Here is a 12,696-nt window from a genome sequence, read left to right as displayed (position 1 = left end):
TTTTTTAAAAAAGTATTGTCAACCCATATACTATCTTATATAATGCATTCTATCACGTTATATATTATAACATCATAGGAGTGAAAACAGGATGAAATTTCAGAAAAGAAAGGTTTTACGGGCAGGAATTATGTTAAGCATGGCAACTATACTTACTTTACCAACACTTCATACTGCCAGTGCCAGCGCTATGCCTCTTCAACCTACTTCCTTAGATCAGGTGGAAGGGCAATATTATGTTCCGTCAACCGTAGAAAATATTCGTTGGGGGCATCTGCCTAATCGCGACAGCAAACCGGTATTAACCGTTCCTTCCGGAAGTACGGTTACATTCGATACCGTTTCTCATGAGGGGATTGTAGAAGATCAGGGACGAAATCCGGTTGAGTACTTTGGATCCCACGGTGTTCCGGCGGATCAAGTGTTGGAGGATGCCAAAACGATCGCCGCTTCCTCCATCGAGCATGATTTCGATAATGACGGCCCTCACATCGTTACGGGTCCCGTGGCGGTCGAAGGAGCGGAGCCGGGAGACGTATTAAAGGTTGAAGTTCTTTCATTGCAGACTAGAGTTCCCTATGGTGTGATTTCCAACCGGCACTACAAAGGAGCTTTGCCCGGTGAATTCCCTGAAAATGACGGGCGTCAAGAAGGAGCAAGCGCCGAGCAGCCGGAACTGTATAATAACGTATCGATTTTCACCCCAATCGAGGAGATCCATGGTAGATGGTACGGGGTTCTGCCTACGGAAAACAATCATAAGGTCCGATTTCCGATCAATCCGTTCCTCGGTGTCATGGGAGTAGCCCCGGATTCCAGTGAAAAAATAAGCTCGATCCCTCCGACCGAAACCGGCGGAAACATCGATATTAATGAGTTAGGCGTAGGCTCGACTCTCTATCTGCCTGTTAAAGTCAGCGGCGCGCTGTTCTATACCGGGGACCCTCACTTTGCACAAGGCGACGGCGAGGTCGCTTTGACCGCTTTGGAAGCATCCCTGCGCGGAACCCTGCGTTTAACGGTATTGAAAGAGGGGGACCCGTCCATTCCTCGTAACGGCGAGTTCAAGCAGCCTTTTGCCGAAACAGAAGATTACTGGATTCCGATCGGACTTGATCCCGACCTGGATGAAGCCATGAAAGAAGCGGTCCGCGAATCGATCGCCTTCTTGTCCGAAAAGCTGGGCATGAGCCGCGAAGTGGCTTACGCTTATCTCAGCGCCGCAACCGATTATGAAGTATCCCAGGTTGTAGACCGGACGAAGGGAATTCACGGCCTTATTCGTAAGACCGATTTTCTGGAATCTTTGAACATCCATGTTAATGTCAATGGGAACGACATATCGCCTTCTGTCGTGAACAATAAGTTTTATGTCCCTCTCCGGGACATTGTTGAAGGCTTGGGCGGAACGGTGAAGTGGGACAGTGCAACAAGATCGGCCATCGTCACTTTACAAGAAAAAAGCATTACAGTGAAAAACGATTCCAGCATTTATACCATTGACGGTAAAGAGATATATAATGAAGGAATGCCGCAGATCATGAACGAGAAAACCATGGTTCCTGTGAAAACCGTCCGGGAAATTCTCGGGGCCTACGTCAATTGGACGACTACAGGCACAGAGCTAAACGCAGCGATTGCAATACACAATAAATAAACGGTTCCCGTCCTGCTGAAACAGCATAGCGCAGACGAGGCAGCTCAAACAGACAGACCATCCCATTGGAAGGTCTGTCTGTTTGTTCGGGAGCAGGGTGGAAAAATATCGGATGCAAGCACGTTCAGACGACCTGAATTTATCAGAAAGCAAAAAAATCACCTTTTCGCGAACCCTATGGCTATAGACAAGTGCCCTTTTTTTCATCTCTGCATATTGTAGAGTATGTTAACAAAGGAGGAGACAACATGATTCAGGAACCCGTTCATACAAGAGCCGGCGGCAGACGTAATCGAGTCCGACCGGACTCATGAGAACATCCCCGTGCAGGCGAATGCTTACCAAGCACCTCAATACGGCTATTACCATCACGTCCAGCCCCATTACGTTCATTATCATCACGCCTATTTTGATGGCTGCCATCCGGCCTGGATAGATCCATGGCATCATCACGATCATCATTATCCGTGGTTCCATCATCACCCTTGGGTGCATCACCATCACTGTCATCACCCGTGGCCTGTCCACTTTTAATAGCTTGAGATCATAATCAAAAAAAACGGGCAGCTCGAATGCAGACTTCATTCGAGCGGCCTTGTACTTGCAGCCGCTTCTAACCGTGCAAGCCTCCCGATAATCGGGGACGATCGCGATAAGGGCCGACCGGGACTTGAATCAGGCTCGTTTGTCCATACCCGGCTAGTCGGTAGATCCCATCACACAATCCTGCATCATATCCGAGAAGCGGATGCCCCCCCATCCCCAAGGCGAACGCCGCCAGCAGCAGACGCTGGACAAGCATGCCCGCTTCCATTTGTTGAATCCGATAGCCTCTGTACCCCAATACCGTACGAAGATGATCCCTATCCCCTGCCACATGCAGGCAGAGCGGAACCTGGTACAGATTCACATTGTCCAGTGACATTCCCTGCTGCAGCCGAAGCCGATGGTCACCGGGCCGCACCTGCCTGAGCACATGCTGGGCACTGTCATAGCGGTAAGCACCGTCCGGTATGCCCTCAGCACCGGATAAACAACAATACAGGCAGACGCGGGGCTCGGATTTCTTGTCGTCCTCATCCAAATCGTTCCGGTACAGGAACGATTCCGCCGCCTCCTGCAGCAGCGCCGCCAAGACGGACTCGCGTACCATGCCCTTCACGAAATCCATTTCCGGCGAATAGCGCTTTCTGGACACCGCCGCCAGGTCATACGAGAGCCGGTTGGCCGAAGAGAGAATCACCCCCCGAATCGGGCCTGCATCGGCCGCTTTCTTCTTCCCCGCGATCCGCCGAAACGAGAGAGACGACTCCAGCAGGGACGCCTCATTCATTCGGATCAGCAGCGGGTATTCCCTAACTCTCCGCGACCTGACAACATGCCGATGTGAAACAACCGGCAGCTCCCGGCACAGTTCAACCGCGGAGACGATGCCATTTTTGCGGTTTTCAAACCAGGCCATCTCGGGGAAAGACGATAGAGGAATCGCTGCAATCACGCTTTCCTCCTGTTGGGTCAGCCCAAGCAGATGATTGAGCGCCCGATCAAGAAACTGGAAATAGACCCCCGTGGAAATCCCAAAGCGTTTGGCCGCTTCCAGCAGCTGTCCGATCAGCACGCCCGCATCCAGCCCTTGCAGCCTGTAGCCAAAGTTATGGTATTTAAAGAAGTTCTTCCAAAAGACGGTGGTAACAAACACCGCACCAAAGCATGCCGGTACATCGCAGCGGCCCCCCAAGGCTCTGTCCAGATAGGAATCAAACTCTCCTTCGCGCAGAAGCACCAAGCGGTGATGGGCCGCGTCATAGTGATATACCCCGGCAGGCAGCTCCTCCAGCTTCAGATACACGTACAATTCATTGGGGTAAAGCCCCCCGCCGGAGGGAATATAACGGCGCTTATACGGCATGGAGCTCATCTGCTGCGTTGAATCCAAAGGCAGTATGGACTGGCACACCTGCGTGAGTCCAAATACATACCAAAGAAAATGACCGATTTCACGCAGGGCAGGCTTCACATTCTTTTGCTTGACTTCGAGCGTCAACGGTACTTCCGGCGATAAGCAAACGGCAGGCAAACCGCGGTAGAGCTTATAGGGAAGCGGCGCATCCTCCCAATCCACTTCCCAATCCGGGGGTCTTGCCTGATCCGTGTCATAGTGCAGATGGTGTATAAAGGCATCCAGATTCATCCTCTTCACTCCTCGCTGCGGGTTATGGAAACGGATGCGGATGCGTATTGAGCAGTTCCGGCGTCAGAGGCTGCTTGGCATAGCCCAGCTCCGCAGGCACGGTGAATACCCGTTCCAGCCCGGTCAAACGGGAAAGATGATGACCGAAAGTCATAGGCAGCATGCCTGGAATCAATACCTTCACACAGTACAATCCGTTTCGCCGTAACTCCGGCGCCGTCTGATCCACCACGATCACATCCAGATTCAAGCCGCGAAAGATCTGGAGAATGTCCCTCAGCTCATCGGTCAAATCCGCATGCCCCGCCTTCGGCTTGAACTCTTCCTCAAAGGTCCGCAGCGGACGATCCTCATCCAGCAAAAACCGCAGGCGTTCTTCCGCTTGAGGCAGGCTGTACAGCATAGAATGGTCCTCCATATGCCGTACCCGAAACGGATCGAGGAGCATCTGCTCAGTCTCCCGCCGATTCGCTTCAAATTTCTCATCCAGCGTCATCATCATGCCCGACAGCTCATGAACCGCTCCTTTCACCGCCCGTATCGGATCCGGATGAGCCCCGGCCGCACAGATCAGATTCACTCCGTTAGGTTTTCTATTCTTCGCAAGCGCCCATACGCTTGGGATTCCGTTTTCCATCGTAGCGTTAAATACAGCGACGTCAAATCCCGCTACCGCCCGCAAACGTTCGATCATCAGCTGCAGTTCCCCGTCGGCGGCCGAAGACAGATCAAGCCGGGGAAGACGCAGCTGCGCATACCAGGTCAAAAGAAACGAATCGCGCTCCACCACTTCCATGATCCCGTAGAAAATGGCTTCCTCCAGACTTCCTCCCAATGCGCATCCGTTGGACGTTTCATGAACAAATTTTTCCCCGCACCCCAGGCTGTAATAAGCAAGCAGCTCCGGAACCAGAATCGGCCGTTCTCGCCCGAAGGAATAGCCCCATACCCAATCGATGGGCCGGTCGGGATCAAACGGCTTGAAAGGAAATCCGGGCCGCGCATACTGCTCCTTATCGTGAACTCCGACCTTGACGGGATCCATCGCTTGATCCCCGAGACGGCGGAGGCTGTCGCGGACTACCGTCCGTTTACCGCGGGGCGCCACGCCGCAGTACCGCTCCAAGCCCTCCATCAGGCCGGTCAGTTCGCTGCCGGCATAGGAGTGAGTCCTGCCTCCGCATGCCTCGTCCTGCGAGAACAACGGCAGATTTACGCTCACATCGGCAAACGGCGACACCAAATCATGCATTTTCCCGTTCATCAAGCCGGTACGGTAATCCAAATAGTCCTTGACCAAAAATGTCCTCAAGTCTTCGATCGGACGGCAGCGGTAGCTGTCGGCGTCGATTTTAGGACTGGGCCCAAGCGATATTCGGGCCGCTTCCGGCGAATCGTCGGACCATCGGGCGCAAACCGCGCACTGCGGGTCAGGCAAAAACAAGTGACGTGAGCTCTTCAGCGTTTGAAGATTGATCAGCGCCACTCTTTCCTCCAAGCCGCAGCGGATGCCCTGCAGCACCCGGTCCGCCTCCGCCGCAAGCAGGTACGCCGCCTGCAAAAGCCCCGAACGCGACGACCATGCATCACGCGGCATCCCCCCTTGCCCGGCCAGCATTTGCCGCAGTCCCCACATCTCCTTGCGGTCGCGCCCTGCCATCAGATACCGAAAATCGGCACACTGGGAGCATCCCGGCTCGCCTGGCCGAACCAACGGTCCAATGATGGCCTCGCCAAAGGAAACGAAGCCGCGCAGCCAAGGGATGCCTGTCTCTTGCAGCACCTCTTCCGCTTCGTAATGAGCCAGCGGATGCCATCCGTCGTGCAGCACCAGAACCAAATCCGCCGCTTTCGGTATTCCCGTTTTGACATCGGCCCGACGAACGACCTCGTATTGAGCGGACAGCTCAAAGTAAACCATATCCGCCAACAGCCCTTCTCCCACAATCATTACGACAGCGCCGCTCACCGGGATTCCTCCTCTCGTAAAGCCACGCCGAACACGCCCGCCAATTTTTCTTTCATAAACGGCTCCACCGCGAGATCAAAAATGACAGGCCGCCTGCGGTTGCGGGCTAAGATTTGCAGGGCGGACTCGAGCGTCTCCCTCTGCATCCTCCCCTCACATGCTGGGATGTCAAGACTTTGCGTTTGTGCATCCGTCCAATGCACGGACGGAGCTTCCAGCGGCTGCGTCGTAAAGCAGGCCTTGGGGTTCTGGGCTTTCAGCAGCGCCTGTTGAAGCGCCTGCCTGAGCGCCAGGGTCATGTTCAAGCCTGCACTGCCATACCAGCGGCCGTTTGTACCGACCCAAGCCACGGGGAAGCCGGATACCTCCTCTCCCCAACCGATCAGGGGCACACCCTGCATCGTGGTCAGTGCCTGCAGGTAAAATCGGCAGCGTTCATCCTCCACCGCATTCAACATGACCCGGCGAACCGAAGGCGGCTGTTTCTGTTTCCCTTGACGCTTCCCCAGCTCCTCGGTCAAGCATCGGTGCAGTCCGCGGCAAACGCCCTCCGCGACCGTTTCCCCCGCTCCGATACCGATCCATTCATGCGGTACGAGCACGTCTGCCATGGATGACACATAGGCCTCCATTCCGGCCAAGCCCGCTTCCCGCCTTGCCTCTACATGTGTCAGCCCCGTGCATATCTGATCCGGCAGCAGCCCGGCCGGTCCTTCCGACAGCGGGTCGACGGCTTGAACCCGGCATTGGGCAAGCGGAAGCTGCTTCAAATCCCCTTCCTCCCACAAATGAAAAATCCCCGATTCCGCCGAGGTTAACAAGCTGAAGTAAGTCAGCAGCTCGTTCGAATCCCCTCCTTCCGGACTCTCGTCCAAACGCAGCTCATGAGCGTTGATGCTTCGGACCCCTGCATGTCCGGCCACCAGCGGATGGGGGATGAACGAATGCCAGCAGCCTTCTAATGTGTCCTGATCCAGCAGGAAAACTTTATTGCTTTGGTCCGATTCCCCCAAGCCCGCCGCCTTTTTGAACCACTCAAATACGATGACATTGGCAAGCATCGCTCCCGCTGTAGAAGAAACGGAAGGCAGCGACCGAGCTTTATCCAAAGCCGATTGGTGGATGCGGCGCCAAGCCGATTCCCAGCAGGCATTAGAGTCCGGATGTACCAGCGGACCGGCCAGCCCCATCTGCTGCAGGCCAACAGCAGGGAGAAATCTTTTCTTTTCCTCTCTGCATGCCGCATGAAGCGCACGAAGCTCCTTCAGATCACCCTCCTGAGAGACATACAACACCGAATCAAACAGCCCCACAATCTCCCGCCAAGAGCTTACTCCCTCCTTCGGCAGGGAAAGCTCCTCTACCGTCACCTCAGGATCTGTTTTGCAAGCATGGGCCGCAAGCTCCGCCAACCGCTGCCGGTTGGTGGGAACCGTGTCCGTGATCAGGACTTGGAATCTGGGCAGCCCGGATTCGAGCAAGGCCGACGCCAACGAAACCAGCCATGGGCCCGAGCCGACCGCCAACACGTTGGCCTGACGGCAGGTCTGAAAACGGTACGCCCCCGAGCCGCCAAAGCTGTTCAAAAATTCAATTTGAGAGGCATATTTTTGAAGAATCGGATCCGGCAATTGATGCGGAAGGTCTTCCATAACGCGTACGAAACCGTTGGTATACAGCTTTTCTGCGATTTCAACCACCCGGTTTCGGTATTCGTCCGGCAATCCATCGGTCAGCTCCTCCAGAGAGTGCCGGCCGTCCAAAACCGGGAGCAGCTTGGAAACCCATTGGTCAACCCCAGTGCCTTCCATTCGAAACGAGCCTGAATTATTGCGGAAATACACGCCGCCGTTTGAATCGGGGATGAAAAAAGTATCCCCTTTTACCTTCAGACGCATAGAAGGATTCAGCTTTGTCATTTCACTCCTCCTTACCGCGAACAGCTTTTAAAGCCCTCACTTTCACTCTCATCTTATGTACGGCTATTTGTCCCTCATGCCTGATGCTGTCGAAAAAGCCCCTGCCAGCCGGGATACGGCTGCAGGGGCTCGCTGCCTCATCTTCTTTTCCACCATCGCCTTCCAAGAGGAAGCTAGAAGCAGCGGGCGCAGCCTCCGCAGCGAGCACAGCCTCCACAAAATCCTCCACAGCGAAACCCACCGCAAAATCCGCCGCAGACCCCAGCACAAAACCCTCCACAGAATCCGGCACAAGGTCCGAAGCAGCGGCCAAACCCGCCGCAGACTCCGAAGCCGATACACAAGCGGGCACTCTCGTACTGTGCCTGCTGGTCCCAGGGCGTTACCTCACCGGCCTTGAATTCGGCAACCTGCAAATGTTGAATATCCTTTTTAAACTCATCCATATTTACACCCTCCGTTAGATCATTTCTACAGGAATACGGCGGCCGGGATGAGAACATCCTTCATGCCTTAGGCCGTTCTCCCTTGACAAAATAATTTATGTTGAATCATCCGCTCTTGTTACTGCTTCAAATGCCTATTTATAACCACACAAAAAAACGGCCCTTGTCCGATTTATTCTTGGGACAAGACCGTTCTTCCATTTACCTGGGATTATTGTTAAACCGGCATCCATGTGCCGTTGATCAAGGTGCTGCTCTTTTGAGGTTCCGCCATGCCGTGTCGGCCCTTCCTATAATTTTCTGCCTAACAGGGAATAGGCTTCTTCCGTTTGCTGAAGATGCAGCAAGCGGCGAATGCGGCTGGAGGAGATAATTTCGCCTTCTTCGCAGCGCAAGAAGGGCTCTTCAAAGGTTGCAAAATGACGCGACAAATCCGCTGTGCTGCCGCTTTTGGCCCTGCCGAATTGAAAATCGGGTCCGACCCATATCTCTAAAGGCTGCAGCTCTTTAAGCTCATGAATAAAAGCATCCGTACTCCTCGAGGCGTAATACTCATCAAAGCCCGCCACGATGGCGTAGTCCACTCCAAGCTCATCCAAGAACCGGGCTTTCTCCGGCCAAGGCGTTAATACCATATGATTCTGAAAAAAGGCCCGGGGAGGCGGATCAAAGGTGTATACGACACAAGGAACACGATGATAGCGGGACCGCTCCATCGCCTTGGAGATTAAAGCCTGATGTCCCCGATGAATCCCATCAAACGCCCCTATGGTGACAACAGATCCGTTAAGTTGAAGCTGATCATTACGGAATACGTTCATGGGGACCCTCCGTTACCCTTGTGCCGCCGCCCGGGAAAGAAAGCTTCGTATGCCCTGCACGACGTCCGGCTGCTCTTGAAACACCAGCGTATAATGATTGGAATCCGATGTCATCGTTTGTATACTCCGAATATGCTCTCTTATTTCGTCGTAGGCCTCCTCCCCAAAGAGAGGGGACTTTGCTCCAAGCCTTCCTTTGGCCATGACCAGGAAGGCATCGCAATCAATGGCGGAGCCAACGGCTTTCGGATCGAATAAATAAAAGCTTTCGAAATCCTTGGCGAGCTGCTCCGCCTCGGATTTGTGCCGATACGCACCCGCTTCTTCTTTGGTTTCGTACTCGGCAATCTCTGCAAGCGCCGCATTCCATTCAATGCCCAGGCTGCCGTAAATCGACTGCAGCTCCTCGCCGTAGGCCTGCCGGGAAGCGTATCGTTTACGCAGCCTGTTAAAGGACGGACCAATCAGCTCACGCTGTTCCACTCCTGCATTCCCGGCGCCGTCCAGCAGGACGAGAGCTTTTACCCGCCTGCATTGACTGGCAGCAATCGCAGAAATGTACCCGCCCATGGAATAGCCCATCAGTATCGGTTGTTCAATACGCAGGGCTTCTATCAATTCCAGCAGATCGTCCGCATGTTTAAAGATCGAAGTGTCCTGATCCGCCGGCGAGCTGTTCCCTCTTCCGCGCAGATCGTAGGAAATAAAACGGTACTCTCCGGACAAAGCGTTGGCATAGTGACGCATATTTTTGTAATTGCCCGTGAGCCCGTGAAGAGCGATAATCGTTCCTTTTTCCCCGGGGATATCCTCGATTTCGAAGGTTTTTCTTCCTATCGTTAGAGAGTAGCGTTTCATGGCCATTCCTCCAGTCAACAGACCACATATACGGAATACAGCGCTTTGCCAGGAACACGCTTGCCGGTGGACACTGCGATCCTGCGATTGAGCCAATCATAGGTTGTGGAAGCCGTCTCAAACACCGGCGCCGTCCGAAAATAATATTCCGAAGGATCGACCGGCTCGTTTCGGTCCAGCCGTTCCAATACGGAACTTGGACCGTTGCGCAGCCCCCGATAAGTCATGAGTATCAGTTCACCTTCCATCGTGCGCAGCAGGATCCGCACGTCTTGAACAATCGAGCCGTCCGGCCGAACGGTGATCCAATCGTCCCCGCCGGCAACGACGTCTCCTTTCAGCTGCGGCCCCTCGAAGCTTCCGCCCGACACCCGGATAATTCTGCGCGTGCCCAAAGGCGTTGTCCCCGGAAAATAGGGAGCCTCGACTTCAACGCTCAGGTCGAACAGAAACTCCAGCGGCGGAGCGTGCATATGCTCCAAGCTCATCCCATCCACCCCTTATCTTGCTTCGATGCAGGCCGCAATGCCTTGGCCCACTCCAATACACATGGCGGCCAGCCCCTTACGCGCTCCGCGCCTTCTCATTTCGTGGACCAGCGTAGTTACGATCCGCGCTCCGCTGCAGCCGAGCGGGTGGCCAAGAGCAATCGCCCCTCCGTTCACATTAACAATGGAAGGCTCCAGGCCCAGCTCACGGACCGATGCGATGGCTTGAGAGGCGAACGCTTCATTGATCTCCGCCAGCTCCAATTGCTCCGCTGCCCAGCCTGCACGCTGAAGCGCTTTACGCGTGGCAGGAACCGGTCCGATTCCCATATAACCCGGCTCTACACCCGCAACCGCTCCCGTAACGACCTCCGCTATGGGCGTAAGGCCCAGCTGCTTCGCCCGCTCTTCCGACATCATCACCAGCGCCGCCGCTCCATCATTAATTCCGGAGGAGTTGCCGGCGGTGACCGTGCCTCCTTGGCGGAACGCCGGCTTTAACGCGGACAGCTTCTCGAGGGTCGTGCCCGGACGCGGATGCTCATCCTCGGTCATTACGGTCTTTTGTCCATTCTTCCCTTCCACTTCCACGCCGACGATTTCCTGCTTCCAGATTCCTTTGTCATGGGCTGCCGCCCACTTTTGCTGGCTCTCGTAAGCAAAACGGTCCTGCGCCTGCCGATCCACGCCATACCTTTGCGCCACGTTCTCAGCGGTTTCCCCCAGCGTTTCCAAAGGGAACAATTCGGCCATCCGGGGGTTCATCAATCTCCATCCCAGCGTGGTATCGTACATGTCCATATTTCCCCGCGGGTAGGCGGTTTCCGGCTTGGGGACAACCCAGGGGGCCCGGCTCATGCTTTCCACGCCGCCCGCAACAAAGATATCGCCCTCGCCGGCTTTAATCGCTCGGGCCGCCTGCAGGATCGCCTCCAGACCTGAACCGCAAAGCCGGTTCACCGTCGCCCCTGCAACCGTCACCGGCAGGCCGGCGAGCAGCAGGCCCATACGGGCCACATTGCGATTATCCTCCCCCGCTTGGTTGGCGCAGCCCATGATCACATCTTCTATCCGGTCCGGTTCGATTTGCGCCTTTTCCACCGCTGCGCGGATGGCGATAGCCGCCAAATCGTCAGGACGGACGGAGGCCAGCATGCCCCCATGGCGTCCGATAGGCGTGCGAACCGCGGAAATGATTACGGCTTTTCTCATGAGGGACCTCCAGCGGCTCGGCGGTAACGGGCAACCTTGTTTTCGTCCAATGTCACCCCTAAACCCGGCTTATGCGGAACATAGATACGGTCCCCCCGGTAGGCAATGGGCTCCGCTGCGATATCATCGGCCAGCCATACAGGGCCGAACAGCTCGCAGCCGGCCGTCAAAATCGGCAGGGTGCAGTACACCTGCAAGCACGCCGCCGTACCGATCGAGCTTTCCAGGGAGGTCCCGCCAAAGCACGGGATACCGGCCGCTTCCGCAATGGCCGCTATTTTCTTTACCCGGCTCATCCCGCCGGATTTATGAATTTTCAAAGAAAAAATATCGACTGCATGGCGTTTGGCCAGCTGATAAGCGTCCTGCACGCTGCCGGCGCTTTCGTCGGCCATGATCGGCACCTTCGACAGCGCCTTCAGGCGGGCAAGCCCGTCGAAATCCCATTTGGGCAGCGGCTGCTCCAGGAAATCAAGCTGAGCCTCCTGAAACCGGTCCATCCACTTGAGGATTGTTCTTTCATCCCAGCAGCCGTTCGGATCGACGCCGACCGTCGTTCTTCCCTTCAGCCTTTCCGCCACCGCCGCCGTCCTGGCCGCATCCTGTTCCGGCGGGATGGAACCGGCCTTGATTTTAAATACCTGATGGATACCCGCATCCATTTTCTGCACCGCTTCTTCCGCATCCTCGTCCACATGGCCTGTGGCCAAGGCCCAGCGTGTAGGAATCGATTCTTGAACCAATCCCCCGAGCAGCTGATAAACAGGGACATTCGCCAGCTTTCCGGCAATGTCGTAGAGAGCCATTTCCACCGTGGCCTTGGCAAACAGGTTCTCGCGCACCTGCTTATCCATTCTGGCCAGCAGCGCCTCAATCCGGCACGGATCTTCTCCGACAAGCAGAGGGGCAAAGTAGTGATCGATGACCGTTTTCATCGTCTCCACGCTTTCCCCGTTCCACCAGATTCCCGGAGTCGTCCCTTCTCCGATGCCGGTCACGCCTTCATTCGTATTCACACGCAGCAGTAGAAAGCTTTTCACCACCATTTTCGCTGCCGAAAATTGATGCGGGCGCTTGATCGGAATATCGATGATTTCCGTTGTCATGGATGTGATTTTTGTACTCAAGCCATATC

Annotated in this window: 11 protein-coding genes; 1 reads left to right on the top strand and 10 read right to left on the bottom strand. The window is 55.1% G+C overall.

All coding sequences use genetic code 11. From position 1 onward, the window contains the following. Positions 1-91 precede the first annotated feature (91 nt). Positions 92-1,657, top strand: a complete 1,566-nt coding sequence (locus tag ACZYR9_RS05545; RefSeq protein ID WP_488977473.1) for an acetamidase/formamidase family protein — start codon at positions 92-94, stop codon at positions 1,655-1,657. A gap of 228 nt (positions 1,658-1,885) precedes the next feature. Here the strand turns inward: ACZYR9_RS05545 and ACZYR9_RS05540 are convergent, their stop codons facing one another. The 10 genes from ACZYR9_RS05540 to ACZYR9_RS05495 all read right to left on the bottom strand — a co-directional run bounded on the left by ACZYR9_RS05540 (position 1,886) and on the right by ACZYR9_RS05495 (position 12,688). Beyond that, positions 1,886-2,242, bottom strand: a complete 357-nt coding sequence (locus ACZYR9_RS05540) for a hypothetical protein (RefSeq protein WP_488977472.1) — start codon at positions 2,240-2,242, stop codon at positions 1,886-1,888. A gap of 28 nt (positions 2,243-2,270) precedes the next feature. Next, positions 2,271-3,848, bottom strand: a complete 1,578-nt coding sequence (locus tag ACZYR9_RS05535) for a SagB family peptide dehydrogenase (protein WP_488977471.1) — start codon at positions 3,846-3,848, stop codon at positions 2,271-2,273. A 22-nt stretch (positions 3,849-3,870) separates the two neighbouring features. Beyond that, positions 3,871-5,799, bottom strand: coding sequence for a TOMM precursor leader peptide-binding protein (locus ACZYR9_RS05530; RefSeq protein WP_488977595.1), 1,929 nt, complete (start codon positions 5,797-5,799; stop codon positions 3,871-3,873). Positions 5,800-5,813: 14 nt separating this feature from the next. Beyond that, positions 5,814-7,736: a putative thiazole-containing bacteriocin maturation protein gene (locus tag ACZYR9_RS05525; protein WP_488977470.1), complete on the bottom strand. Its 1,923-nt coding sequence runs from the start codon at positions 7,734-7,736 to the stop codon at positions 5,814-5,816. 173 nt (positions 7,737-7,909) lie between these two features. Continuing rightward, on the bottom strand, positions 7,910-8,182 hold the full coding sequence (locus ACZYR9_RS05520; RefSeq protein ID WP_488977469.1) for a heterocycloanthracin/sonorensin family bacteriocin: 273 nt from the start codon (positions 8,180-8,182) through the stop codon (positions 7,910-7,912). Between the two features lie 290 nt (positions 8,183-8,472). After that, the gene (locus ACZYR9_RS05515) at positions 8,473-9,003 is read right to left on the bottom strand and encodes an FAD synthetase (RefSeq protein WP_488977468.1); all 531 of its coding nucleotides are present in this window, start codon (positions 9,001-9,003) and stop codon (positions 8,473-8,475) included. Positions 9,004-9,015: 12 nt separating this feature from the next. Then, positions 9,016-9,861 (bottom strand): alpha/beta fold hydrolase, encoded by an 846-nt coding sequence (locus tag ACZYR9_RS05510; RefSeq protein WP_488977467.1) that lies wholly within the window; start codon positions 9,859-9,861, stop codon positions 9,016-9,018. A gap of 14 nt (positions 9,862-9,875) precedes the next feature. Next, entirely contained in the window at positions 9,876-10,349 is a 474-nt protein-coding gene (locus ACZYR9_RS05505; protein ID WP_488977466.1) for a DUF3237 domain-containing protein, read from the bottom strand. A 12-nt stretch (positions 10,350-10,361) separates the two neighbouring features. Further along, positions 10,362-11,561 carry a thiolase family protein gene (locus ACZYR9_RS05500; RefSeq protein ID WP_488977465.1) on the bottom strand — a complete coding sequence of 400 codons (1,200 nt, stop codon included), beginning with the start codon at positions 11,559-11,561 and terminating at the stop codon, positions 10,362-10,364. Then, complete coding sequence (locus tag ACZYR9_RS05495) at positions 11,558-12,688, bottom strand: muconate/chloromuconate family cycloisomerase (RefSeq protein WP_488977464.1); 1,131 nt, start codon at positions 12,686-12,688, stop codon at positions 11,558-11,560. Before ACZYR9_RS05495 ends, ACZYR9_RS05500 begins: the two co-directional genes overlap by 4 nt. Positions 12,689-12,696: the final 8 nt, after the last annotated feature.

The organism is Paenibacillus sp. F024, assembly GCF_057814255.1.
The sequence above is the reverse complement of the archived record's forward strand: the minus strand, read 5'-3'. Positions and strand labels throughout refer to the sequence as shown.

Bases quoted from the DNA above. Each gene is read 5' to 3' on its own strand.
- ACZYR9_RS05530 (WP_488977595.1), bottom strand. From the start codon at position 5,799: ATGATTGTGGGAGAAGGGCTGTTGGCGGATATGGTTTACTTTGAGCTG.
- ACZYR9_RS05520 (WP_488977469.1), bottom strand. From the start codon at position 8,182: ATGGATGAGTTTAAAAAGGATATTCAACATTTGCAGGTTGCCGAATTC.
- ACZYR9_RS05505 (WP_488977466.1), bottom strand. From the start codon at position 10,349: ATGAGCTTGGAGCATATGCACGCTCCGCCGCTGGAGTTTCTGTTCGAC.
- ACZYR9_RS05535 (WP_488977471.1), bottom strand. From the start codon at position 3,848: ATGAATCTGGATGCCTTTATACACCATCTGCACTATGACACGGATCAG.
- ACZYR9_RS05510 (WP_488977467.1), bottom strand. From the start codon at position 9,861: ATGAAACGCTACTCTCTAACGATAGGAAGAAAAACCTTCGAAATCGAG.
- ACZYR9_RS05525 (WP_488977470.1), bottom strand. From the start codon at position 7,736: ATGACAAAGCTGAATCCTTCTATGCGTCTGAAGGTAAAAGGGGATACT.
- ACZYR9_RS05545 (WP_488977473.1), top strand. From the start codon at position 92: ATGAAATTTCAGAAAAGAAAGGTTTTACGGGCAGGAATTATGTTAAGC.
- ACZYR9_RS05515 (WP_488977468.1), bottom strand. From the start codon at position 9,003: ATGAACGTATTCCGTAATGATCAGCTTCAACTTAACGGATCTGTTGTC.
- ACZYR9_RS05500 (WP_488977465.1), bottom strand. From the start codon at position 11,561: ATGAGAAAAGCCGTAATCATTTCCGCGGTTCGCACGCCTATCGGACGC.
- ACZYR9_RS05540 (WP_488977472.1), bottom strand. From the start codon at position 2,242: ATGAAGTCTGCATTCGAGCTGCCCGTTTTTTTTGATTATGATCTCAAG.